Source organism: Arthrobacter sp. BPSS-3, assembly GCF_044628475.1.
Taxonomy (GTDB): domain Bacteria; phylum Actinomycetota; class Actinomycetes; order Actinomycetales; family Micrococcaceae; genus Arthrobacter.
Genome location: NZ_JBIMMV010000001.1, coordinates 320499 through 343332, shown reverse-complemented (window position 1 = coordinate 343332; position 22834 = coordinate 320499). Strand labels below are relative to the sequence as shown.

The window sequence follows — 22834 nt, the reverse complement described above, 5'->3', positions numbered from 1 at the left end:
CACCCGGGGCCTCTGAAACAACGACGGCGGGACCCCTTTAGGCCCGGATGTGACGAAGGCTACGTTGCGCCCGGGCCGAGCCCCTGTGGGGGGACAAAAAGGACGGACCGGCTCGCGATGAGCCGGCCCGTCCGGGTAGTGCTTAGCTACAGGTGGTTACCACTTGTTGCGGGGCTTGAAACCGCCCTCGGTCCGCGGCTTGCGGTCGCCGAAGCTGCGCTCGGAACGGTCGCTGTAGGAGCGGCCGCCGCGGTCAGCGGACGAACGCTCGCCGCCGTCGTTCTTACGGAACTCGCGCTTGAAGCCGCCGCTGCCCTTGAAGTTGCCGCTGCCGCCGGAGTAGCCGCCACGGCCGCCGTGGCCTGCGCCGCGGTCCCCGGAGGGCTTCCGGCCGTTGTCCAGCTCCAGGTGGATCAGCTCGCCGCCGATCCGGGTGCGGGACAGTGCCTTCAGCTGCTCGGGGCTGAGGTCCGCCGGGAGCTCCACGAGGGAGTGGTCCGAGCGGATGTCGATGCCGCCGATCTGGGCCGAGGAGATGCCGCCCTCGTTGGCGATTGCACCCACGATCGAGCCCGGCATGACGCGCTGGCGGCGTCCGACGGCGATCCGGTAGGTGGCGTTGCCCTCGGTGAGGGTGCGGGTCGGTCCGCGGGAGCCGAAGCCGTCCTTGGAGCGTTCGCGCTTCTGGTACTCGGGAGCGGCCGGCAGTTCCTTGACCAGCAGCGGCTGTCCACCCTGGGCCATGACGGCCAGGGCTGCGGCGATCTCCGCGGCGGGTACGCCGTGCTCTTCCTCGTAGGAGGAGATCAGGTCACGGAACGCCGCGACGTCCTCGGACTCGAGGGTCTCGGTGATCTTGTCCGCGAACTTGCCCAAGCGCAGGGTGTTGACCGTCTCGGCGGTGGGCAGGTGCATCTGCTCCACCGGCTGGCGGGTAGCCTTCTCGATCGAGCGCAGCAGGTACTTCTCGCGCGGCGTCATGAACAGGATCGCCTCGCCGGAGCGGCCGGCGCGGCCGGTACGGCCGATCCGGTGCACGTAGGACTCCGTGTCGTGCGGGATGTCGTAGTTGATGACGTGGCTGATGCGCTCGACGTCGAGGCCGCGGGCGGCGACGTCGGTGGCGACCAGGATGTCGATCCGGCCTTCCTTGAGCGCGTCGACGGTGCGCTCGCGCTGCTGCTGCGGGATGTCGCCGTTGATGGCGGCAGCCTGGAAGCCGCGGGCGCGGAGCTTGTCGGCGAGGTCTTCGGTGGCCATCTTGGTGCGCACGAAGGCGATGACGCCGTCGAACTCTTCGACCTCGAGGATGCGGGTCATGGCGTCGAGCTTGTGCGGGCCCATGACCTGCAGGTAGCGCTGGCGGGTGTTGGCGCCGGTGGTGGTCTTGGACTTGACCTGCACCTCGGCCGGGTTGTTCAGGTACTGCTTGGACATCCGGCGGATCTGGCCGGGCATCGTGGCGGAGAACAGGGCAACCTGGCGTCCCTCGGGGGTCTGCTGGAAGATCTGCTCCACGTCATCGGCGAAGCCCATGCGCAGCATCTCGTCGGCCTCGTCCAACACCAGGTACTGAAGCTCGGACAGGTCCAGGGAGCCCTTGGCGATGTGGTCGATCACGCGGCCGGGGGTACCGACAACAACCTGGGCGCCGCGGCGCAGGCCGGCCAGCTGCGGGCCGTAGGCGGAGCCGCCGTAGACCGGCAGGACGGTGAAGTCGTCGATGTGCTTGGCGTAGGAGGTGAAGGCCTCGGCCACCTGCAGCGCGAGCTCACGGGTCGGGGCAAGCACCAGGGCCTGGGTCTTGCGGGACGGGCCGTTCAGGTCGTGCAGTTCGGCGAGCCTGGACAGGGCCGGCACCGCGAAGGCTGCGGTCTTGCCGGTACCGGTCTGGGCGAGGCCCACGACGTCGCGGCCCTCAAGCAGTAGCGGGATGGTGGCCGCCTGGATCGGGGACGGCTTCTCGTAGCCGACGTCCTGCAGGGCGGCGAGGACGCGGCCGTCGATGCCGAGGTCGACGAACTTGACGCCCTCTTCTTCCTGGCCGGCGTTCTCAGCGGGCTGCTCGGCCGGAGTCCCGGCGGCAGTGGTTTCGGTGGTCTCGACGTCGTTCATACCGGTCGCGGTGGCGGTTTCGGTGTCGACGGAGTGGTCCTGATTTTCGGGCATAGGTGATTCTTCCTCATCCATAGGGGCCAAGCGGCACAACCCGAGGTGAGCGGAGCCGCAGAACGCGTGACGCACTAACGCCGGGCATCCTTTGACCGGCCGGTCACAGAAGTCCGGCGCTTTCGCAATCCCTGGCAGGACTTCACGCTGCATCTCTTGGCTGCTATCCCAGCAGTCTGTACAGCGTTTTCTTTAGCCGGCTCTCCCTATGAAAATGCCCGCTCACAATGGCGGGCCCCAACACTTACCAGTCCTGCCTCAAAAATTGGGCAGGAATTAGGGATTTCCGGAGTGGGGGATGCTTCAAGTGTAGGCCATGGCCCCGCACGGGCGCCAACGGAGAACGACGACGACGGCGGTGAGCTTGCGCACACCGGCCGTCGGGGCCAGGGCCAAGGCGTATTTAGGCACGGCGCAGGCCTACGGCTACAGCCCGCTTCAGGCCATGCGGCCGGCTTGCAGCTTCTCGAACATCCGGTGGTACTCGGGCTGCAGCCGAATGGAGCCGTCCGCTTCGGCGTCCCGCAGGGCGTCCGCGTCCTCCGGGGTGGGGTCGGCAAACCACTTGCCGACTGTGACGCCGTGTGCCGGGACGTAGAGCCGGTGGATGTGGTCGCCGGCCTGGATGGTGCCGGGCTTGACCACGCGCAGGTAGGTCCCCACCCGGCCGGCCTCAGTGAAGCGCTTGACCCAGTGCGGCTCCCCCACCCGGCGCTGGAACGTGCTGCACGGAACGCGGGGTGAGGTGACCTCCACCTCAAGATCCAGCCCGATCCGCCAGCGTTCGCCGATCACCGCATCCGTCGCGGAGAGGCCCGCCACCCGAAGGTTCTCGCCGAAGTACCCCGGCGGGATGTCCCGGCCCAGTTCCTCCGCCCAGTAGTCGGCGTCGTCCTGCGAATAGGCGTAGAGCGCCTGGTCCTCGCCGCCGTGGTCCAGCCGGTCGGCCTGCACGTCGCCGCGCAGCCCCAGCCGGTGGACCTTGACCGGGCCCTGGACCGGGCGCTTGTCGATGGCGGTGACGCCCAGCCGTCCCTCATCGCTGAGCAACTGGTGTACCACGCAGACGGCAAGCACGGATGCGGTTTCCATGGCACCAGTGTAGGCCGGTCCGGGGACAGCGCGGCCGGGTTTTTGAGCGGTCGAATCCGCAGCGGACCGGCTGTTTGCCGGTTAGGCTGGCTTTCAGAATTCCGCGGTCCGCCGGAGTGCCGGGCCGTCCCGGCCGGCGCAGGCCGCCATTCGGAGAAGCAACCACGCAGGGGGAAGCATGGACACGCACGACGGCGGGCGCAGCGCCCCGGACCAGCCCGGGGAGCCGGCAGGCGACCGGGCCGCTGACAAGGCTGCCAATCAAGGCGACGCGACCACGCCCGGGAAGGGTCCCAAGCCGCCACCCTGGCAGGTCCCCCAGCCCGAACTCCGGCCCGAGCTGCTGGATCAGGCCGGCACCGCCCCCGGGCCCACTCACGGACCGGCGGAGGCCGGACCCACCGCAGTGTTCGATCCGTTCGAGCGGGACCGCGAGCGCGCCGCAGCGGCGCGGAAGAAGCGCTCCCAGCGCCGCACCGTCGTCGTCGGCCTCGGTGTCACCGCACTGCTGGCCGGCACCATCACCGCCATGGTCTCCAGCGGCGGCGACGACGCCGACTACGCCCAGGTCTGCTTCAACGACGAAACCGGCGAGCGCGTGGACGACTCCCAGTGCGGCAACAGCAGCACCGCCGGCCGCAGCTCGGGCATCTACGCCTGGTACTTCTACTCCCGCGGCGCCAGCGTCCCCGGCATCGGCCAGAACCGCTCCGCCTACCCCAGCTTCAGCAAAACCGTCCCCTCGGGCGCCAAGGCCTCTACCGGGTATAGCTCCAAGGGCGGAACGGTCAGCCGCGGCGGCTTCGGCGGCAGCGCCAAGGGCGGAAGCACGGGAGGCTAGGGATGAAACGGCTGCACTCCACACCCCGCCCGGATTGGAAGGCGCGGATCGAATCCCAGGGCCTGGTGTTCTCCACCACCGAACTTCCCGACGGAAAGACCCTCGAGTACTGGCACGAGGACGCCTACTACGAATTCACCATGGACGAGGTGGAGACGCTGGAGACCACTGCCGAGCAGATGCACCTCATGTGCCTGGAGGCGGCAAAGTTCCTGGCCACCGGGGCGATGGGCGGGATCGGCATCGGCCCGCAGGCGCTGGAGCTGGCAGCCGAATCGCTGCAGGCCGGCGACGTGGACATCTACGGCCGCTTCGACTTCGTCTACGACGGGCGCGGCGGCCCGGCCAAGATGCTCGAGTACAACGCGGACACCCCCACCGGCCTGATCGAGGCCGCCGTCGCCCAATGGTTCTGGCTGCAGGACGTCCACCCGGAAAAGGACCAGTGGAACGGCATCCACGAGGCCCTGATCCGGCAGTGGCGCAAGCTCCAGTACCGGACCGGGATGAGCACCCTGCACGTGGCCCACGCCGAGGAGGAGGAATCCGGCGAGGACTGGATGACCGCCGCGTACATGCGCGACGTGGCCGAGCAGGCCGGCTGGAGCACCATCGGGATCAACATGTCGGACATCGGCTGGGACCCCAACCTCAACCGCTTCGTGGACCTGGACAACTACCTGATCAGCACCATGTTCAAGCTCTACCCCTGGGAGCTGATGATCAAGGAACGGTTCGGCCAGCGGCTCTTCCAGCGGGCCTCCAACCCCCGCTGGGTGGAACCGGCCTGGAAGATGCTGCTCTCCAACAAGTCACTCCTTGCCGCGCTGTGGCACCTTTACCCCGGCCACCCCAACCTGCTGCCGGCCTACCTGGACGGCCCGGGCCCGCTGCGGGAATGGGTCGCCAAACCGCTGCACGGCCGCGAGGGGGACAACATCCGGATCCACGCCGACGGCCTCAGCCTGGAACAGCCCGGGGACTACGGCCGGGAGGGCTGGTGCTACCAGCAGTTCCACGCCCTGCCGGACTTCGACGGCAACCGGCCGGTGCTGGGGCTGTGGGTGGTCGACGGCGAATCGGTCGGCTGCGGCATCCGCGAATCCGACGGCCCGGTCACCGACTACTTCTGCCGCTTCGTCCCCAACACCATCGACGCCCCGGCCCCCGCTCCCCCGGCCGGCCGGAACTCAGCCAAGGCAGGTATCGCGCTATGACCATCCCCTCCACGACGGCGCCCGGAGCCGCGGACGCGGTCCCGGCCAAGGGCCTGCGCGCCGGCATCCTGGACCTGGGCGACTCCGTCATGCTGGGCCTGGCCTCCACGGCCCCGGTGTACTCCCTCGCCGCCACCCTGGGCCTGATCGTGGCCGTCAACGGGAACGCGACGCCGCTGATCCTGCTGCTGGGCTTCATTCCGGTCCTCTTCATCGCGTACGCCTTTCGCGAGCTCAATAGCGCCATACCCGACTGCGGCACCACCTTCACCTGGGCCCGCAGCGCCTTCGGCCCGTGGGCCGGCTGGCTGGGCGGCTGGGGCGTGGCGCTGGCAGGGATCGTGGTGCTGGCCAACCTCGCCCAGGTCGCCGGCCAGTACCTCTGGCTGCTGATCGGCGACGGGTCGCTCGCCGGCAATCCGCTGGTGGTGACGGCCACCGGCGTCGTCTTCATCGTCTTCATGACCCTGGTGAACTACCGCGGGATCAGGCTCGGCGAGCACGTCCAGCGCACCCTGACCTACGTCCAGTACGTGTCCCTCGGCATCTTCGCCGTGGCCCTGATCGTCCAGATCGCCGCCGGCAGCCCCGCAGCCTCGGGCCAGCCGTTCGACCCGGCCTGGTTCAACCCGGCGGCGCTCGTCTCCGATCCGGGCGCCGCGGTGCACGGGGTACTGCTGGCCTTGTTCATCTACTGGGGCTGGGACACCTGCCTGGCGGTCAACGAGGAGACCGAGCATCCGGCCACCACGCCCGGCCGCGGCGCGGTGCTCTCCGCGGTGATCCTGGTGGCGATCTATGTCTCGGTGGCCCTGCTGGTGATGATGTATGCCTCGGTGGGAACGGACGGGATCGGGCTGGGCAACGAGGCCAACCGCAGCGACGTTTTCCTGGCGATGAAGGACACCGTGCTCGGCCCCTGGGGCTGGCTGATCGTGGTCGCGGTCCTTGCCTCGGTGCTGTCCTCGACCCAGACCACCATCCTCCCGACGGCCCGCGGCACACTCTCGATGGGCGTGCACGGCGCGCTCCCCCGGCGCTTCGCCCACGTGCACCCGCGCAACCAGACCCCCGGGTTCTCCACCCAGGTGATGGGCGCCGCGGCGGTGGGCTACTACGTGCTGATGAGCATCCTGAGCCAGAACCTGCTGGCCGATTCGATCAGCTCGATCAGCCTCTTCATCGCCTTCTACTACGCCCTGACCGGGTTCGCCTGTGTCTGGTACTTCCGCGGGACCCTGCGCGCTTCGGCCCGGAACCTGTGGTTCCGCGGGATCCTGCCCGCCGTCGGGGCCGTGGCGCTGACGGCAGCGTTCGTGGTCTCCGCGGTGCAGATGTGGGACCCGGGCTACGGCAACACCACCATCTTCGGCGTCGGCGGGGCCTTCGTCAGCGGGGTGGTGCTGCTGGCACTGGGTGTGGTCCTCGCCGCCGTCTGCCGCTTCGCCCCCGCCACGCGGGACTATTTCGTCCGGCCAACGCGGACGGAGCCCGCGGTCGACGGCGCCCGGCCGTAGGATGGCCGCATGAGCCGACCCGCCGAAGTGTCCGACGTCTCCGACGTCCTCGCCATCGATTCCCTGCTCAGCTCCGAGGAGCTGGCCGTCCGGGAGAAGGTCCGCGACTTCACCCGGCAGCGGATCCGGCCCGGGATTGCCGAGTGGTTCGACGAGGGCGTGTTCCCGCTGGACCTGGCCCCGGAGCTCGGTGAGCTGGGCGTGCTGGGCATGCAGCTGGAGGGCTACGGCTGCCCGGGCCGTTCCGCCGTCGAGTACGGCCTGGCCGCGATGGAGCTGGAGGCCGGGGACTCCGGCATCCGCACGTTCGTCTCGGTTCAGGGTTCGCTGGCCATGACCTCCATCCACCTGTGGGGCTCCGAGGACCAGAAGCAGCAGTGGCTGCCGCGCATGGCCGCGGGCGAGGCGATCGGCTGCTTCGCCCTGACCGAACCCACCGCCGGCTCAGATCCCGCCGCCATGCAAACCTTCGCCCGCCGGGACGGCAGCGGCGAGGACGCCGGCTGGATTCTGGACGGCGCCAAGCGCTGGATCGGGCTGGCGTCCGTGGCGGACATCATGGTGGTCTGGGCGATGACCGACGACGGCGTGCGCGGCTTCCTTGTTCCGGCCGGCACCGCCGGGGTCACGGCCGCGCCGATCCGGCAGAAGCTCTCGATGCGCGCCTCGATCCAGTGCGACATCACCTTCGACGGCGTCCGGCTGGGACCCGAGGCGCTGCTCCCGGCCGCCCGCGGACTGCGCGGCCCATTCAGCTGCCTGAACGAGGCCCGTTACGGGATCGCCTGGGGTGCCATGGGCGCGGCCCGGGATTCCTACGAGGCGGCGCTCCGCTACGCGCAGGAGCGCCTGCAGTTCGGCAAACCGCTGGCCGGCTACCAGCTGACGCAGGAGAAGCTGGTGAACATGCTGCTGGAGATCCAGAAGGGGACGTTGCTGGCCCTGCAGCTGGGCAGGCTCAAGGACGCCGGGCAGCTGCGGCCCGAGCAGATTTCCCTCGGCAAGCTCAACAACGTCCGGGAAGCCATCGCGATCGCCCGGGAGGCCAGGACCATCCTGGGCGGCAACGGCATCACCCTGGACTACTCACCGCTGCGGCACGCGGCCAACCTCGAATCGGTGCGCACCTACGAGGGCACCGACGAAGTGCACACCCTGGTGCTGGGCCAGCACATCACCGGTCTCCCGGCCTTCCGCTAGCGGTTCGGGCCCCGGCTCAGGGCCGTCAGGCGGAGAAACCGCCGTCGGCCTTGACCAGTTGCCCGGAGATCCAGCGGCCCTCGGGCGAGAGCAGGAACGCCACCGCCCCGGCAACGTCCGCGGGGGTGCCGAGCCGTCCGCCGGGCTGCCGCCCGGTCAGGTCCTGGCGCAGCTGCGCGTCCATCCAGCCGGTGTCCACGGGGCCGGGGTTGAGCGCGTTGGCGCTGATTCCCTGCGGTCCCAGCTCCCGCGCCGCGGCTATCACGATCCGGTCCAGGGCGCCCTTGGACGCCCCGTAGGGCAGGTTGAAGGCGGTGTGGTCGCTGGTGAGCGCCACGATTGCGCCGCCTTCGGCCGGAGCCTGGCGGGCAAACGCCGCGATCAGTTGCCAGCTGGCGCGGGTGTTGACGGCGAAGTGCCGCTCGAAGCTGGCCAGGGACGTGTCCAGGATGCCGGAGTCCACGGATTCCGCGTGGCTGAGCACGAGTCCGTGCAGGGTGCCGGCCTCCTCCGCGACCGTGGCCATCAGCACGTCGACGGCCTGCGGATCCTCGAAGTCGGCGGGTACCGTCACCACCGCCGCCCCGGTGGCCTGCAGTTCGGCGGTGAGGCGTTCGACGTCGTCCGGCTGGACGCCCCAGGGCATCCGGGCGTCGTAGTCCTGCCAGTAGGTGAGCACCAGGTCCCAGCCGTCGGCGGCCAGCCGCCGCGCGATGCCGGCCCCGAGGCCCGCGAGCCGTCCGACGCCGGTCACCATGGCCGTCCTGCGCTGGACCGGGGCGGGGGCGGGGGAACCGGGAGGCGAGGTCATGCGCTCGAGCCTAGCGCGGCCCGCGCGGCAGCCGGTGCGCGGACCGTCGTTGGCGCGGTGTGCACGTCGAAGGCGTGGGCCAGCGACCCGCGGTGCAGGGCCAGCCGCCAGCACAGCAGCAGGGCGACGGCGCAGAAGACCCCGGCGCTTGAGGCCATGATCCAGAGCCCCGGCGTCTGGACGTCGAGGTTCTGCGCGCCGAACGCCGTGCCGATCGTCTTCGGCGAGAAGAAGAACACCAGGACGGAGACGCCCAGCACCGCACCCATCAGCCAGCGCGTCTCACGGTAGAGGTCCGGGGTTTCGCGCAGGGTCCAGGCGAAGGCCGGCAGGACGACGGCGACCCACACCCAGTGGTGGGACCAGGACACGGGGCTGATCAGCAGCATGGTGAGGGCCGTCGTTGAGATGGCGACCACCCGGGCACCCTGTTCGCTCGCCGACTTGATGATGCCGGCCGCCAGCGACACCACGAGCAGGCTCAGCACCAGCCAGGGCACGGTCACGGCGTCCTCGGGAACTCCGAAGTGCAACAGCGCGCCCTTGAGCGAGAGGTTGTCCACGTAGCCCGCCCCGCCGATCCGCGAGGTGTCCGGCAGGATCCGGAACCAGAACTCCACGGACTCGGCCGGGCGCAGCAGCGCTCCGAGCAGGACGGTGGTGAGGAAGCCCGCCCCCATGTTCAGCAGGCCGCGCCAGTCCTTGCGGACCAGGAAGTAGAGCCCGAAGACCAGCGGCGTCAGCTTGATGCCCGCGGCGACCCCCACCAGGAACCCGCTGCCGGGAACGCCACGGGACCAGCGGGGGTTCCGGGCCAGCAGGTCCGCCGCCATCATGCCCATGAGCAGGATGTTGATCTGCCCGAAGGCCAGGGTTTCCCGCCACGGGCCGAGGTTGAGCACGGCCAGGACCAGGACGGCCGCGCCCCAGCCGTTGGCCGGGACGCGGAAGGCCGCGCGCCAGTCTGCCTTCGCCGTCCAATAGCGGACCGCGCGGACAGCGGCCCAGAGTGCAACGATCACTCCGGCGGTGTTGAACAGGTTCAGGGCGATCTTCTCGGGCAGTCGAGCCAGCAGGCTTAAGAGGAGGGCGGCGAAGGGCGGGTAGGTAAACGGCAGGCCGGGTCCTCCGGCCCAGTCGACATTGCCCCGATAGAGCTCCGACGCCGCAGGGCCCGCGTCGTTGAGGATCTTCCCGCCGTACCAGTAGACGCTGAAGTCGAGCCCCTGCTCACCCCAGCCGGACAGCCAATGCCACACCGCGAGGGCGACCGCGGCCAGACCCAGCGGAAGCAGGGCGCCGGCGAAGGCAACGCTGAGGCGTCGGCGGCCCGGAACGCTGGGCGGCGCGTCCGGGAGTGCGGACGGCGGGGCGTGCGGAAAGCCGGCGTCGAGCAGTGGCATGTGTGGATCCCCCAGTCGATGCTGCAGCGGGACGGCGGCGCAGCGCGCCGGCGGCGTCTGCGCCCGTCCCCGCCGTTCATCCTACCGAGTGCTCAGGCCGGCACCGCGACCTTGGCGTCGCGCCCGGCGTCCTTGGGGATGGTGGCGCTGATGACCGCCGCGATGGTGCACATGGCGGCCGCGGCGAACCAGGCGTAGGTGTACTGGCCGGTGGCGTCCCGGACGGCGCCGGCGGCCAGCGCGGCCGCTGCGGCGCCGAGCTGGTGGGCGGCGAACACCCAGCCGAAGACGACGCCCCCGTCGGCGCCGAACACCTGACGGCAGATCGCCGCGGTGGGCGGGACGGTGGCCACCCAGTCGAGGCCGTAGATGACAACGAAGACGATCATGCTGGGCTGGACCTCGGCGCCGAGGAGGAGCGGGAGCACCAGCAGCCCGATGCCGCGGAACTGGTAGTACACGGCGAGCAGCACCCGCGGGTTGAAGCGGTCCGTGAGCCAGCCGGACGCGATGGTGCCGACGATGTCGAAGATGCCGACGACGGCCAGCAGCCCCGCCGCCGTAGTCTCCGGCATGCCGTGGTCGTGCGCGGAGGGGATGAAGTGGGTGCCGATGAGCCCGTTGGTGGTGGCACCGCAAATGGCGAAGCCGGCCACGAGTGCCCAAAAGGTGCGGACCCTGCCGGCCCGCCGAAGCACCCGGAGGGCCCGGACCGCGGCGTTGACGCGCGGGGCGGGTGCCGGGCCGGCCTCGGACGCCTCCGGGGTCTCGGCCCCGTAGGGCAGGACGCCGGCGTCGGCCGGGGAATTCTTCAGGAACTTCAGCACCAGCGGGACCACGGCCAGGGCCCCGGCGGCGATCAGCAGGGAGGCCTGCCGCCAGCCGGGGTGCTGGGCCAGGGCCGCGATGAAGGGCAGGAAGACCAGCTGCCCGGCCGCGCTCCCGGCGGTGAGGATGCCGGTCACCAGGCCCCGCCTCGTGGCGAACCAGGTGTTGGCGATGGTGGCCGCGAAGACCAGCGCCATGGAGCCGGTGCCGAGCCCGATCAGCAGCCCCCACGTGAGGAGGATCTGCCAGGACTGGGTCACCAGGACGGTGAGGGCACTGCCGGCGCCGATCAGTGCCAGGGCGACGGCGGTAACGGACCGGATGCCGAAGCGCTCCATCAGGGCCGCGGCGAAGGGGGCGGTGAGGCCGAACAGGACCAGGTTGATGCTGACCGCGGCGGAGAGGACCGTGGTGGACCAGCCGAATTCCTGCTGCAGCGGGACCATCAGCACGCCGGGAGCGGCCCTGAATCCTGCCGCGCCCACCAGGGCCAGGAACGCGACGGCCGCCACCGTCCACGCGGGGTGGATCCGGTGCCGGCGACCCGACGGGGGCCGGGTCGACGCGGCGACGTCCGCAGAACCGGCGGGCCGGGCGCTCATGCCGCGGCTCCGTTCCGCGGAGCGGGGGCTGTGGCCAGCGGGACGGGCCGGTCTGTCCGGGTGAGGCTATGCCAGCTGGTGTTGCCGGCGCTCAGCCGCTCGCCGCAGCCGGTGCAGGTGTCGGCGGAGCTGGTCCGCTGCCCGCAGCCGGTGTGGACCACGAACATGTGGGCCTCCGGGGTGGGGGCGGGCAGGTGCTTTTCGGCCCAGATGACGACGGCGTTGAGCACCGGGAGCGCGTCCTGGCCCTTGGCAGTCAGCACGTATTCCTCCCGGCTCCGGCCGCCGTCGTCGTAGGGGCGCCGGGTGAGCAGCCCGGCGTCGACGAGCGCCGCGAGCCGCCGGGTCAGCACCGAGTCGGAGGCGCCCAGCCGGTCCTTGATCGCATCGAAGCGGCCGTTGCCGAAGAAGATCTCGCGGAGGACCAGGACGCCCCAGGGGTCGCCGAGGATGTCCAGGCCACGGGCCATGCTGCAGGTGCGTTCGGACCAGTCGGATCTCAGTGCCATACCGGCAGGCTAGCTGACTTCTTTCAAGAAAGCCAGAGTTTTCCGGGATCAGTCCCGGGAGCGGAGGGCGGTGCGGGACGGCCTGTACGCCAGGGCCCAGTAGGCCAGCATCGCGATCCCGCACAGCACGCCCAGGCTGGCGAGGGTGAGCTGCCACTGGGTGTGCGGTCCCTTGCCCCACTCGTGCGCCCCGGCCAGGACCGCCAGGTACTTGGGCGTCAGGTAGAACGCGGCGGCGGTGGCGGCCAGGATGACCCACCCGGCGATCCTCATGCGGCCGTTCCGCGACGGGACCCGGTGGATGGCGAAGCCCAGGCAGGGCAACGCGACGGCCATCCAGACCCAGTGGTGGGACCAGGAGACGGGGCTGACCAGCAGCATCAGCACGGCGGTGGCGGAGACGGCCACGAAGTTCTCGTCGGCGGCCAGCGCCCAGTGGATGACCAGCGCGGCCACGGCGGCCAGCGCCAGCGACAGCACCAGCCAGAGCAGGGTGGTGGAGGTGGTGTCCGGCAGGCCCAGGTGCAGCAGCAGGCCCTTGACCGAGAGGTTGTCCACGTAGCCCGGGCCGCCGATCCTGCCGGTGTCCGGGAGGATTTTGGTCCAGAAGGTGACCGAGGCGGCGGGCAGCAGCGCCCAGGCCAGGGCGATCGAGCCGAAGAAGCCGGCCGCCATCCAGGCCAGGGCCTTGAAGTCGCGGCGGACCAGGAAGTACAGCCCGAACGCCAGCGGGGTCAGCTTGATGCCGGCGGCGACGCCGATCAGCAGCCCCGCGGGCCAGCGCAACTCCCCCGCGCGGGACTTTCCGTGGAGGGCGAAGTCGGCCAGGATCAGGCCCATTAGGATGATGTTGATCTGGCCGAAGTCGAAGGTGTCCCGCCAGGGTCCCAGCAGCAGCACCGCGGCGGTGCCGGCCAGGGTCACGGAGCGGAACCGCCAGTCGGCGGCCGCGTCCCGCCACCGGCCCAGTCCGAAGTAGTGCCGGGTAAGCCAGGCGGAGACTACAAGGGCGCCCAGCAGCGCCGTCGCCGTGAAGACCGTGCTGCCGCCGGCGGACCCCAGCAGGGCCATCGCGGCGAAGACCAGGGCCGCGAACGGCGGGTAGGTGAACGGCAGCCCTTCCCGGGGTGCGTAGAGTTCGTTCACTCCGGTCTCGCCGGTCTGCAGCACGCGGTTGCCGCCGTAGAAGTAGACCTCGAAGTCGTTCATGAGCGGCTCGTAGGCCGTGTAGAGGACCACTAGCGCAACGACGACGGCGGCCGCACCGGCCGCCGTCGCGAGCCAGCCGCGCAGCGGGGTGCGGGCCGGCGTGGAGAGAACGGACACCGGCGTTAGCTGCCCGGCTGGAGCCGGGAGAAGGCCTGCTCGAGGTCCGCGATCAGGTCCTCCACGTCCTCGATGCCGCAGGAGAGCCGGAGCAGGTTCTCCGGGACGGCCAGCTCGGTGCCCTTGACGGAGGCGTGCGTCATCTCCGAGGGGTAGTTCATCAGCGACTCGATGCCGCCGAGGGATTCGGCCAACGTGAACACGGAGGTGGATTCCGCCACCGTGCGGGCAGCCTGCTCGCCGCCCTTGAACTGCACGGAGACCATGCCGCCGAACTTCTTCATCTGCTTCTTCGCCAGTTCGTGGCCGGGGTGCGAGGGCAGGCCCGGGTAGAGCACGGCTTCCACCTCGGGGCGCTGCAGCAGCCATTCGGCAACGGCCTGGGCGTTGTCGCTGTGCCGGTCCATCCGCACGCCGAGGGTCTTCAACCCGCGGGTGGTCAGGAAGGCGTCCATCGGCCCGGACACGGCGCCGACGGCGAACTGCACGAAGCCGATCTTCTCGGCCAGTTCAGGGTCGTTGACCACGATCGCGCCGCCGACGACGTCGGAGTGGCCGCCGATGTACTTGGTGGTGGAGTGGACGACGACGTCGGCGCCCAGCGCCAGCGGGTTCTGCAGGTACGGGGACGCGAAGGTGTTGTCCACAACCAGGAGGGCCCCGGCGTCGTGCGCCACCGTGGCGAGCGCGGCGATGTCGGTGATCTTCATCATCGGGTTGGACGGGGTCTCCACCCAGACCAGCCGGGTCTGGTTGGCGGCGACCGCGGCGGCGACGGCCTCCAGGTCGGACATGTCCACCGGGGTGTTGCCGATCCCCCACTCGCCAAGGACGCGGCTGATCAGGCGGTAGGTTCCGCCGTAGGCGTCGTTGCCGAGGACGATGTGGTCCCCGGGCCGGGTCAGGGCGCGGATCATCGAGTCCTCGGCGGCCAGGCCGGAGCCGAAGGAGTAAGCGTGCGATCCGCCCTCAAGCGCGGCGAGCTGCTCCTGCAGCGCGTCGCGGGTGGGGTTGCCGCCGCGGCCGTACTCGTAGCCGGAGCGGAGTCCGCCGATGCCGTCCTGGGCATAGGTGGAGGAGAAGTGCAGCGGCGGGACCACGGCACCGGTGCGCGGCTCGAAAGCCTGGCCGGCGTGGACCGCACGGGTGTTGAAGCCTGCGGGGGTGCTGTCAGACGAGGACATGGGACTCCTTGGAGATGTCAGTTGCTGAGGTAGGCGAGGAGGTCGTGGCGGGTGAGGATGCCCACCGGCGCGCCGACGAAGGTCACCATCAGGGTGTCCGCGTCGGAGAGGAGTTCGCGGGCGGTCGAGATCGATTCGAGCGAACCGATCACGGGCAGGCGGGGCTCCATGTGTTCGGAGATCTTGTCCGTGAGGGCCGCCTCGCCGCGGAACAGCTTGGCGGTCAGCGTGCGTTCGTCGACGGAGCCGAGGACCTCGCCCATCACCACGGGTGGTTCCTGCGAGAGGACCGGGATGTGCGAGACGCCGTACTCGTTCATGATGTTGATGACGTCGCGGACGGACTCGTTCGGGTGGATGTGCACCAGGTCGGGCAGTTCCCCGGTTTTGGCCTTGAGTACCTCTTCCACGGAGGCCTCGTCGCCGCTGGCGAGGAAGCCGTAGGAGCGCATCCACTGGTCGTTGAAGATCTTGGCCAGGTAGCCGCGGCCGGAATCGGGCAGGATGACCACCACGACGGCGTCGGCCGGCAGGTCCTTGGCGGCCCGCAGCGCGGCGACCACGGCCATGCCGGAGGAACCGCCCACCAGGAGGCCCTCCTCGCGGGCCAGGCGGCGGGTCATGGCGAAGGAGTCGGCGTCGGTGACGGCGATGACCTCGTCCGGGACGCCCTTGTCGTAGTTGCCGGGCCACATGTCCTCGCCGACGCCCTCGACGAAGTAGGGCCGGCCGGTGCCACCTGAGTAGACCGAGCCGGCGGGGTCGGCGCCGATGATCTTGACGACGCCGCCGTCGGCGTCGGGACGGTCCGCGGAGACTTCCTTGAGGTAGCGGCCGGTGCCGGTGATGGTGCCGCCGGTACCAGCGCCGATCACGCAGTGGGTGACCCGGCCGTCGGTGTCCCGCCAGATTTCCGGGCCGGTGGTCTCGTAGTGGCTGCCGGGGGCGGCGGGGTTGGAGAACTGGTCCGGCTTGTACGCGCCGGGGATTTCCCGGACCAGCCGGTCCGAGACGCCGTAGTAGCTGTGCGGGCTGTCCGGGGCGACGGCGGTGGGGGTGACAACCACCTCGGCGCCGTAGGCCTGCAGCACGGAGCGCTTGTCCTCGCCCACCTTGTCCGGGACCACGAAGATGCAGCGGTAGCCCTTCTGCTGGGCCACCAGGGCCAGGCCGACGCCGGTGTTGCCGGAGGTCGGTTCCACGATGGTGCCGCCGGGCTTGAGCTTGCCGCTGCGCTCGGCCTCGTCGATCATCTTCGCCGCGATCCGGTCCTTGATGGACCCGCCGGGGTTCAGGTATTCCACCTTCACCAGAACCGTGGCGGCGATGCCTTCGGTGACGTGGTTGAGCTTGACGAGGGGCGTGTTGCCGATGAGGTCCAGGACGGACGGCGCATACTTCATGACTACCAAGTTACCGTCTTCGCGTCACCGGGCCGCTCCCGTGCCATGCGGGGCCCGCGCGGGTGCGAGGATTAGCCGGTGAAGCGAAATTCCTGGCTGCCTGCGCTGCGCAGCTACGCGGTTCCCGGCGGCATGCTGCTGGCCGGCATCCTGGCGCTGGCAGTGGGCCTGCTGCCGCTGCCGGCGTTCGGCGAACTGGCCGACCGCACGGTCCCCGTGCTGGCGTTCGTGGTGGCCATGTCCCTGGTGACCGAACTGGTGGACGACGCCGGCCTGTTCCGGGCGGTGACGGACCGGTTGGCGGCGTGGGGCCGGGGCCGGGTCCTGCTGCTGTGGCTGCTGGTGATCGGCTTGTCCACGGTCTCCACCATCTTCCTATCACTGGATACGACGGCGGTGCTGGTCACGCCCGTCGTCGTCCTGCTGGCGGTGCACGCGCGCATCCCTCCCCTGCCGTTTGCCCTGACCACCATCTGGCTGGCCAATACGGCCTCGCTGTTGCTGCCGGTCTCGAACCTGACCAACCTGCTGGCCCAGTCCCGGCTGGGCCTGAGCCCCGCCGGCTTCGCGGGCCTGGTCTGGGCTCCCTCGCTGGTGGGCATCCTGCTGCCGCTGGTGCTGCTGTGGCTGGCGTTCCGCAAGGACCTGCGCGGCGGATACGGCCGCCAGGCCCCGCACGGGGTCCGGGACAAGGTACTGCTCTACGCGTCATCGGGCGTCATGATTCTCCTGCTGCCGGCCTTGGTCTCCGGCCTGCCGGTCTACATCCCGGCCGGCATCGCGGCCGCGGTGCTGCTGGTGCTGTTCCTCTGGCGCCGCCGATCCTCGCTGCGCTGGTCCATGGTGCCGTGGCGCCCGCTGGTGCTCACGGTGGGACTCTTCATGGTGGTGGAGACCCTGCACTCCAACGGCCTGACCCGTGCCCTGGCGGGAATCGCCGGGTCCGGGGACAGCCTGCCCGCGCTGCTGCAGCTGGCGGGCCTCGGCGCGGGGGCGGCCAACGTCGTCAACAATCTCCCCGCCTACCTGGCCCTCGAGCCCGTGGGCGGATCGCCCGTGCGGCTGGCGGCCCTGCTGATCGGCGTGAACCTGGGTCCGCTGGTGACCCCGTGGGCCTCCCTGGCCACCCTGCTCTGGCACGAGCGGCTGCGGGCCTTGAATGTGGAGATCCGTTGGGGCGGCTTCGCCCTGGCCGGCCTCGCGGCCGTCGTCCTCACGCTGCCGCTGGCGGTCGTGGCGCTGTGGCTGACCAGCGGGATGCACTGACCCTGTCCTGGCACTGAACGCCGCCCTATCCGCCGTCGGCATCCCCGGCGGGGGCGGCGTTTTGCCACAGCCCCACCACGTTGCCTTCGGTGTCCGTGAAGTAGGCGTTCCAGCCGGAGCCCGGCACCTCCATCTTGCCGCGCAGGACGGCGCCGCCGCGGGCGGCGATGTCCCGAAGGGCGGCGTCGATGTCCTCGACGTCGATGGTGACCACGGGCGCGCGCAGCTCGCCGCGGCGGAAGATGCCACCATTGATGGACCCCGCCACCGCTGGCCGGCCGTGCTCATCCATCGGAGTGGTCAGCGCCAGGCTGTATTCCATTTCCGGCATCACCTGGAAGGTCCAGCCGAACACCGCCTTGTAGAAACCGCGTGCCCGGTCCTCGTCGTCCGCGGGAAGTTCAAAATGCACCACGCCGCCGCCCATGATCTGTTCCTGCCCTCGCCGGGGTCCGCACCTTCGGCCCGGACCAGCTTCTCCTGGGGGGATTGTAGGACCGGAGGCGGGCCGCCGGTCAGGGCCGTTCGACTCGGCGTCGGAGCTCCGTGGGAACATGGAAGCATGACCACCGCAGAACTGTCCGCCGGCGCGTCCGCGTCCGCGGATGCCTCGCTGCGCTGGCGTCCGGGCGGCCCGTTCGACCTGCTGCAGACCATCAGCCCGCTGCGCCGCGGCCACGGGGACCCGGCCGTCAAGGTCGCCGCCGACGGCGTGTGGCTGGCCTTCACCACCGCGGCCGGTCCGGCCAGTTTGCGCTTGGTCTCCCACGGGCCGGCGTCGGATCCTTTCGTCGATGCCCGGGCATGGGGTCCCGGCGCGGAGGAGGCCGTCGCGGCCGTTCCCCGGCTGCTGGGCGGCGACGACGACTGGACTGGCTTTGACGAGCCGTCGTTCCACGCCACGCTCCCCCGCATGGTCCGGGACGCCCGCCACCGGAACCCTGCCGTCCGGCTGCCCGCCACCGGTCGCATGGTCGACGCCCTGATCCCGACCATCATGGAACAAAAGGTCACCGTGATCGAGGCCCGCCGCGGCTACCGCTACCTGGTCTACCGCTTCGGGACGCCGGCACCGGGTGCGGGCACCGTGGCCCCGGATACCCTGATGGTCCAGCCCACGCCCCGGCAGTGGCTCGCCATTCCCTCGTGGGAGTGGCACAAGGCGGGCGTCGGACCGCAGCGCTCGGACACGGCCATGCGCGTCCTCCGCTCCGCCGCGGCGCTCGAACGGCTGGCCGGGCTGCCCTCGGCGGAGGCTGCCACCAAACTGCAGACCCTCCCGGGGGTCGGGATCTGGACAGCGGCCGAGGTAGTGCAGCGCACCCACGGCTGTCCCGATTCGATCGCGGTGGGCGACTACCACCTCGCCGCCTACGTGGGCGCGGCCCTGACCGGCCGGCGCACCGACGACGCCGGGATGATCCGGTTGCTGGCGCCCTGGGCCGGGCACCGCCAGCGGGTGGTCCGGATGATCGGGCTCAGCGGGTTCCGGAAACCCGTCTTCGGCGCACGGATGACCATCCAGGACCACCGCCACCACTAGGACCCGCCGGCCGGGGACCCGGGTCAGAGGCCCAGGCGCGCCACGGCCTCCTGCCGCATGTCGACCTTCCGGATCTTGCCGGACACGGTCATCGGGAAACTGTCGCGGACCTCCACGTACCGGGGAATCTTGTAGTGCGCCAGCTTGCCGCGGCAGAAGCCGGCCAGGGACTCGGCGTCCATCGGGCCGGCCTCCGGCTTGAGGATCACGCACGCCATCAGTTCCTCTCCATAGGTGGCATCGGGAACGCCGATCACCTGCACGTCCTGGATGTCCGGGTGGGTGTAGAGGAACTCCTCGATCTCGCGCGGGTAGATGTTCTCGCCGCCCCGGATCACCATGTCCTTGATCCGGCCCTCCACCACGATGTAGCCGTCCTCGTCCATCCGGGCGAGGTCGCCTGTGTGCATCCAGCCTTCGGGGTCGATCGCCTCGGCGGTCTTCTCCGGCTGGTTCCAGTACCCCTGCATCACCGAGTAGCCGCGCGTGCACAGTTCGCCGATCTCGCCGCGCTGCAGCACCTCGCCGCTGACGGGATCGATGATGCGGCTCTCCAGCTGCGGCATGGTCCGGCCTACGGTCTGGGTCCGCTGCTCCATGGTGTCCACGCTGCGGGTCATGGTGGACACCGGCGAGGTCTCCGTCATGCCATAGCAGATGGCCACATCGCGCATATTCATCTCCGCGATCACCCGATTCATCACCTCGATAGGGCACAGGGAACCGGCCATCACCCCGGTGCGCAGGGTGGAGAGGTCGTAGGACGCGAAGTCCGGCAGCGCCAGCTCCGCGATGAACATCGTGGGGACGCCGTAGAGCGAGGTGCCGCCGAAGTCCTGGACGGCTTCCAGCGCGGCGGCCGGCGAGAAGCCGCGGCCGGGGATGATGGTGGCCGCGCCGTGGCTGAGCGCCGCAAGGTTGCCGATCACCATGCCGAAGCAGTGGTAGAAGGGCACCGGCAGGACCACCCTGTCGTGTTCGGTGTAGTCCAGCAGCTCACCGATCGAGTAGCCGTTGTTGAGCAGGTTGTGGTGGGTCAGCGTCGCGCCCTTGGGGAAGCCCGTGGTGCCGGAGGTGTACTGCAGGTTGATGGCGTCGTGCGGATCCAGACCCGCCATCCGGTCCTTGAGCGCGGCATAGGGGACGTCGTCGGCGCGGCGGAGCAGCTCCGCGTAGCCCTGCTCGGCGTCGTTCTCCGGCTCCGCCCCGGTGAGTCCGGGCTGGCCCGCGGGCAGGAACACGAGTTCCTTCAGTTCCGGGCATTCCGCCAAGGCCTGCCGGGCCATGGCGGTGTAGTCGCTGTTCTTGTCCGACGGCGCCGTGACCAGCATCCTCATCCCGTTTTGCTTCACGACGAACTCGAGTTCGTGGCTGCGGTAGGCCGGGTTGACGTTGACCAGGATGGCGCCGATCTTGGCGGTGGCGTATTGCAGCAGGGTCCACTCGGCGCAGTTCGGGCTCCAGATTCCCACCCGCTCCCCCTTGGCGACGCCGACGGCGAGCAGCGCGCGGGCCAGCCGGTCGACGTCGTCGTTCATTTTGGCGTAGCTCCAGCGCCGGGCTTCACCGCCCGGGACGGCGGCGGCCTCGATGAGGGCGTCATGGTAGGGGAACCGGGCGGCGATCCGCTCAAAGTTCGCGCCAATGGTTTCATCGATCAGCGGGACGTCAGTGTCCCCGGCGGTGTACGCAAGCATGATGTGACGCTACCAACACGCCGTCGGCAAGAGAAGAGGAAAGCGTGGATGTCCTAGGAAATCTTTCGGTCGCCCGGGGCGCCGCCCGGGGACGCCAGCTAGGCTGGAGGACATGAGCGAACCCATTGATCTGCGAGCCACTTTCATCCCCAACGACGGCGAATTCTTCCGCGTGAAGCTTGCCCTCGAGATTGCGATCGACGAGGTGGTCAATGAACCCGGCTGCCTGCGCTACGAACTGACCGAGGCCACGGAAGAGCGCCTGGTCCTGACCGAGCAGTGGGCCAGCCAGGAGGACCTGGACCGGCACGCGAAGGGCAGCGCCCTCCAGGACCTGAACGAGTCCCTGAGCGCCCTGCTGGCCGAGCCAGTGAAGGTGGAGCGGGTCTAGCCGTTCGGCGGGGTAGCCCACCGCCTATAACGACACAACGCGGGGCCGCTCCAGGCTCGCCGTCCTTGGAAGGATGGGGCTGGGGCGGCCCCGCGTTGGTTGACGCCGGCCGTGGGGCCTAGGCGTCGGGGATCTGCGTGCCGTCCTGCTTGGTGGCGGCTTCGGCCTGCGAGCGGGCGACGTGGGCGTGGACTTCCTCCATGTCGAGCGCCTTGACGGCGTCCACCACCTGTTCCAGCTGCTGGGCGTTCAGGGCGCCCGGCTGCGAGAAGACCAGAACCTTCTCGCGGAACGCCATCAGGGTGGGGATCGAGGTGATGCCGGCCTCGGCGGCCAGCTGCTGCTCGGCCTCGGTGTCCACCTTGGAGAACACCACGTCGGGGTGCTTCTCCGAAACGGCGGCGTAGGTGGGGCCGAACTGCTTGCACGGGCCGCACCATTCGGCCCAGAAATCTACCAGGACAATATCGTTGTCCTCGACGGTCGCTGCGAACTGTTCACCTGTAATGTCTACGGTTGCCATTTCTCAACGGTACGCGAGACGGGCCGGAAAGTCGCCGGTGTTTCGCTCGTGGCTCATCCGGCCGTCCGCCCCGCACGCGTGCTCGGACGGGTCCCCCGGCGGGCGCGGAGGTGAGTACGTCCGGTCAGCCCCAGAGGTGCGGCGCCGGGCGGCGGGCACCCGGGAGGGCGTTGGTTTCGCGCCAGGAGTGCAGCCATTCGGGCAGTTCGAGGCCGGCGGGCGGCTCGCCGAATTCGCGCAGGATGTCCTCCTGGCTGACCGGCTTGCCCTTGCTGACCAATCGGGTGGCGATGTGCGCGCGGGCGTAAATCTCGCCGTCGACCACCATCCGCTGCTCGAAGTAGATGGCCTTGGAGTCCAGGCCGATTACCTTGGTTTCGATGGTGTACTGCTGCCACAGCTGCAGCGAGCGGCGGAACGCTATGGTCTCGCCCGCCACCACGGGGGTCCAGCCGCGCCGCCGCATGGCCTTCCAGGTGCCGCTGCGCGCCATCAGGTCGAACCGCCCAAGGTCCATGAGCGAGAAATACATGCCGTTGTTGACATGCATTGCGATGTCGATGTCCGTGGGCAGGACCCGCAGCGGCAGGCTCGCGGCGTCCCAGATGCCCAGCTTAGGGCGCCGGGACGCGTTCATCAGGAGGAAGAGGGTGCGGAGCAGCAGGTGCATGCCAGCTATGTTACCCGCGGGTAACTATGGTGCCAATCATGACGAAGCGTGGCGGGACGGCGGGGCAAGCCCCGCGGACGCTGCTTAGTACAGCAGCCGCTGGAACAGGAGGTGGTCCTGCCAGCGCCCGGCGATCTTCAGGTACTGCGGGGCGACGCCGATCTCGTCGAAGCCGGTGCGCCGCAGCACCTTCTGCGAGGCGTCGTTGTGGAGCAGGGTGGCCGCCTGGATCCGGTGCAGTCCCAGGGTGGTGGATGAGGCTTCGAGGACGTGGGCAACGGCGGCCGAACAGATCCCGCGGCCGTTGAAGTCCTGGTCCACCCAGTAGCCCAGGTTGGCGCTGAGGAACGGGCCCCGCACGATGCCGCTCAGGGTCATGCCGCCGATCACCCGGCGTCCGGAGAGCAGGATCCAGGGCACGCCGGTTCCCGCCTCGAACATCCCCAGCTTCCCCCGGGTGTTGGCGAGCTGGCCGGCTGGGGTCAGGAACTCTTCGCCGCGGACCGGCTCCCAGGGCGCGAGGTGCGCGCTGTTGCGGCGGTAGGCATCGGCGAGCTCACCGGCGTCTTCCTCCCGAACGATGCGCATGACGACGCCGTCCGGCAGGTCGGCGGCCAGCAAGGAATCGGGAGGGGGCATCTC

General features: G+C 69.9%; 21 protein-coding genes. 7 read left to right on the top strand and 14 right to left on the bottom strand.

The window, feature by feature from the left end:
- Positions 1–156 precede the first annotated feature (156 nt).
- Both ACFVY3_RS01630 and ACFVY3_RS01625 read right to left on the bottom strand, forming a co-directional pair.
- Positions 157–2169 (bottom strand): DEAD/DEAH box helicase, encoded by a 2013-nt coding sequence (locus tag ACFVY3_RS01630; RefSeq protein ID WP_400158554.1) that lies wholly within the window; start codon positions 2167–2169, stop codon positions 157–159.
- 438 nt (positions 2170–2607) lie between these two features.
- Positions 2608–3261, bottom strand: a complete 654-nt coding sequence (locus ACFVY3_RS01625; RefSeq protein WP_400158553.1) for an MOSC domain-containing protein — start codon at positions 3259–3261, stop codon at positions 2608–2610.
- Positions 3262–3439: 178 nt separating this feature from the next.
- Here ACFVY3_RS01625 and ACFVY3_RS01620 point away from each other — a divergent pair, with 178 nt between their 5' ends.
- From ACFVY3_RS01620 to ACFVY3_RS01605, 4 genes are read left to right on the top strand one after another with little or no spacing between them, the layout of a single operon-like run.
- The gene (locus ACFVY3_RS01620) at positions 3440–4102 is read left to right on the top strand and encodes a Tat pathway signal protein (protein ID WP_400158552.1); all 663 of its coding nucleotides are present in this window, start codon (positions 3440–3442) and stop codon (positions 4100–4102) included.
- A gap of 2 nt (positions 4103–4104) precedes the next feature.
- Positions 4105–5319: a glutathionylspermidine synthase family protein gene (locus ACFVY3_RS01615; RefSeq protein ID WP_400158551.1), complete on the top strand. Its 1215-nt coding sequence runs from the start codon at positions 4105–4107 to the stop codon at positions 5317–5319.
- The gene (locus tag ACFVY3_RS01610) at positions 5316–6836 is read left to right on the top strand and encodes an APC family permease (protein ID WP_400158550.1); all 1521 of its coding nucleotides are present in this window, start codon (positions 5316–5318) and stop codon (positions 6834–6836) included. Before ACFVY3_RS01615 ends, ACFVY3_RS01610 begins: the two co-directional genes overlap by 4 nt.
- A gap of 9 nt (positions 6837–6845) precedes the next feature.
- Entirely contained in the window at positions 6846–8036 is a 1191-nt protein-coding gene (locus ACFVY3_RS01605) for an acyl-CoA dehydrogenase family protein (protein ID WP_400158549.1), read from the top strand.
- Positions 8037–8061: 25 nt separating this feature from the next.
- Here the strand turns inward: ACFVY3_RS01605 and ACFVY3_RS01600 are convergent, their stop codons facing one another.
- From ACFVY3_RS01600 to ACFVY3_RS01570, 7 genes are all read right to left on the bottom strand, one after another.
- Positions 8062–8847, bottom strand: a complete 786-nt coding sequence (locus tag ACFVY3_RS01600; RefSeq protein ID WP_400158548.1) for an SDR family oxidoreductase — start codon at positions 8845–8847, stop codon at positions 8062–8064.
- Positions 8844–10250: a glycosyltransferase 87 family protein gene (locus ACFVY3_RS01595; RefSeq protein WP_400158547.1), complete on the bottom strand. Its 1407-nt coding sequence runs from the start codon at positions 10248–10250 to the stop codon at positions 8844–8846. Before ACFVY3_RS01595 ends, ACFVY3_RS01600 begins: the two co-directional genes overlap by 4 nt.
- Positions 10251–10342: 92 nt before the next feature.
- Entirely contained in the window at positions 10343–11680 is a 1338-nt protein-coding gene (locus ACFVY3_RS01590) for an MFS transporter (protein WP_400158546.1), read from the bottom strand.
- A complete protein-coding gene (locus ACFVY3_RS01585; protein WP_377973224.1) occupies positions 11677–12189 on the bottom strand; it encodes a winged helix-turn-helix transcriptional regulator in 513 nt (170 codons plus the stop codon). Before ACFVY3_RS01585 ends, ACFVY3_RS01590 begins: the two co-directional genes overlap by 4 nt.
- 48 nt (positions 12190–12237) lie before the next feature.
- Positions 12238–13515, bottom strand: coding sequence for a glycosyltransferase 87 family protein (locus ACFVY3_RS01580; RefSeq protein ID WP_400158545.1), 1278 nt, complete (start codon positions 13513–13515; stop codon positions 12238–12240).
- Positions 13516–13520: 5 nt separating this feature from the next.
- Positions 13521–14699: a cystathionine gamma-synthase gene (locus tag ACFVY3_RS01575; protein ID WP_400158544.1), complete on the bottom strand. Its 1179-nt coding sequence runs from the start codon at positions 14697–14699 to the stop codon at positions 13521–13523.
- A 17-nt stretch (positions 14700–14716) separates the two neighbouring features.
- Entirely contained in the window at positions 14717–16102 is a 1386-nt protein-coding gene (locus ACFVY3_RS01570; RefSeq protein WP_290256002.1) for a cystathionine beta-synthase, read from the bottom strand.
- A gap of 132 nt (positions 16103–16234) precedes the next feature.
- Between ACFVY3_RS01570 and ACFVY3_RS01565 the strand changes: the two genes are divergently transcribed.
- Positions 16235–17368 (top strand): SLC13 family permease, encoded by a 1134-nt coding sequence (locus tag ACFVY3_RS01565; RefSeq protein ID WP_400158704.1) that lies wholly within the window; start codon positions 16235–16237, stop codon positions 17366–17368.
- A gap of 25 nt (positions 17369–17393) precedes the next feature.
- Here ACFVY3_RS01565 and ACFVY3_RS01560 read toward each other — a convergent pair whose 3' ends face one another.
- Positions 17394–17795, bottom strand: a complete 402-nt coding sequence (locus ACFVY3_RS01560; protein ID WP_400158543.1) for a VOC family protein — start codon at positions 17793–17795, stop codon at positions 17394–17396.
- Positions 17796–17930: 135 nt separating this feature from the next.
- On the opposite strand from ACFVY3_RS01560, the gene ACFVY3_RS01555 reads away from it, so the two are divergent.
- The gene (locus ACFVY3_RS01555) at positions 17931–18911 is read left to right on the top strand and encodes a DNA-3-methyladenine glycosylase (protein ID WP_290256005.1); all 981 of its coding nucleotides are present in this window, start codon (positions 17931–17933) and stop codon (positions 18909–18911) included.
- A gap of 23 nt (positions 18912–18934) precedes the next feature.
- Here the strand turns inward: ACFVY3_RS01555 and ACFVY3_RS01550 are convergent, their stop codons facing one another.
- On the bottom strand, positions 18935–20608 hold the full coding sequence (locus ACFVY3_RS01550) for an AMP-binding protein (RefSeq protein WP_400158542.1): 1674 nt from the start codon (positions 20606–20608) through the stop codon (positions 18935–18937).
- Between the two features lie 112 nt (positions 20609–20720).
- On the opposite strand from ACFVY3_RS01550, the gene ACFVY3_RS01545 reads away from it, so the two are divergent.
- On the top strand, positions 20721–20999 hold the full coding sequence (locus tag ACFVY3_RS01545) for a putative quinol monooxygenase (RefSeq protein WP_290256007.1): 279 nt from the start codon (positions 20721–20723) through the stop codon (positions 20997–20999).
- A 118-nt stretch (positions 21000–21117) separates the two neighbouring features.
- Here ACFVY3_RS01545 and trxA read toward each other — a convergent pair whose 3' ends face one another.
- The 3 genes from trxA to ACFVY3_RS01530 all read right to left on the bottom strand — a co-directional run bounded on the left by trxA (position 21118) and on the right by ACFVY3_RS01530 (position 22831).
- The gene (gene trxA / locus ACFVY3_RS01540; protein ID WP_290256008.1) at positions 21118–21522 is read right to left on the bottom strand and encodes a thioredoxin; all 405 of its coding nucleotides are present in this window, start codon (positions 21520–21522) and stop codon (positions 21118–21120) included.
- Between the two features lie 124 nt (positions 21523–21646).
- On the bottom strand, positions 21647–22192 hold the full coding sequence (locus ACFVY3_RS01535) for an acyl-CoA thioesterase (RefSeq protein WP_400158541.1): 546 nt from the start codon (positions 22190–22192) through the stop codon (positions 21647–21649).
- An 84-nt stretch (positions 22193–22276) separates the two neighbouring features.
- Complete coding sequence (locus ACFVY3_RS01530) at positions 22277–22831, bottom strand: GNAT family N-acetyltransferase (protein WP_290256010.1); 555 nt, start codon at positions 22829–22831, stop codon at positions 22277–22279.
- Positions 22832–22834 lie beyond the last annotated feature (3 nt).

Coding starts and splice junctions, on each gene's coding strand:
- ACFVY3_RS01560 (WP_400158543.1), bottom strand. CDS start 17,795: ATGGGCGGCGGCGTGGTGCATTTTGAACTTCCCGCGGACGACGAGGAC.
- trxA (WP_290256008.1), bottom strand. CDS start 21,522: ATGGCAACCGTAGACATTACAGGTGAACAGTTCGCAGCGACCGTCGAG.
- ACFVY3_RS01630 (WP_400158554.1), bottom strand. CDS start 2,169: ATGCCCGAAAATCAGGACCACTCCGTCGACACCGAAACCGCCACCGCG.
- ACFVY3_RS01555 (WP_290256005.1), top strand. CDS start 17,931: ATGACCACCGCAGAACTGTCCGCCGGCGCGTCCGCGTCCGCGGATGCC.
- ACFVY3_RS01615 (WP_400158551.1), top strand. CDS start 4,105: ATGAAACGGCTGCACTCCACACCCCGCCCGGATTGGAAGGCGCGGATC.
- ACFVY3_RS01535 (WP_400158541.1), bottom strand. CDS start 22,192: ATGCACCTGCTGCTCCGCACCCTCTTCCTCCTGATGAACGCGTCCCGG.
- ACFVY3_RS01595 (WP_400158547.1), bottom strand. CDS start 10,250: ATGCCACTGCTCGACGCCGGCTTTCCGCACGCCCCGCCGTCCGCACTC.
- ACFVY3_RS01545 (WP_290256007.1), top strand. CDS start 20,721: ATGAGCGAACCCATTGATCTGCGAGCCACTTTCATCCCCAACGACGGC.
- ACFVY3_RS01530 (WP_290256010.1), bottom strand. CDS start 22,831: ATGCCCCCTCCCGATTCCTTGCTGGCCGCCGACCTGCCGGACGGCGTC.
- ACFVY3_RS01550 (WP_400158542.1), bottom strand. CDS start 20,608: ATGCTTGCGTACACCGCCGGGGACACTGACGTCCCGCTGATCGATGAA.
- ACFVY3_RS01590 (WP_400158546.1), bottom strand. CDS start 11,680: ATGAGCGCCCGGCCCGCCGGTTCTGCGGACGTCGCCGCGTCGACCCGG.
- ACFVY3_RS01625 (WP_400158553.1), bottom strand. CDS start 3,261: ATGGAAACCGCATCCGTGCTTGCCGTCTGCGTGGTACACCAGTTGCTC.
- ACFVY3_RS01585 (WP_377973224.1), bottom strand. CDS start 12,189: ATGGCACTGAGATCCGACTGGTCCGAACGCACCTGCAGCATGGCCCGT.
- ACFVY3_RS01605 (WP_400158549.1), top strand. CDS start 6,846: ATGAGCCGACCCGCCGAAGTGTCCGACGTCTCCGACGTCCTCGCCATC.
- ACFVY3_RS01610 (WP_400158550.1), top strand. CDS start 5,316: ATGACCATCCCCTCCACGACGGCGCCCGGAGCCGCGGACGCGGTCCCG.
- ACFVY3_RS01600 (WP_400158548.1), bottom strand. CDS start 8,847: ATGACCTCGCCTCCCGGTTCCCCCGCCCCCGCCCCGGTCCAGCGCAGG.
- ACFVY3_RS01620 (WP_400158552.1), top strand. CDS start 3,440: ATGGACACGCACGACGGCGGGCGCAGCGCCCCGGACCAGCCCGGGGAG.
- ACFVY3_RS01565 (WP_400158704.1), top strand. CDS start 16,235: ATGCTGCTGGCCGGCATCCTGGCGCTGGCAGTGGGCCTGCTGCCGCTG.
- ACFVY3_RS01570 (WP_290256002.1), bottom strand. CDS start 16,102: ATGAAGTATGCGCCGTCCGTCCTGGACCTCATCGGCAACACGCCCCTC.
- ACFVY3_RS01575 (WP_400158544.1), bottom strand. CDS start 14,699: ATGTCCTCGTCTGACAGCACCCCCGCAGGCTTCAACACCCGTGCGGTC.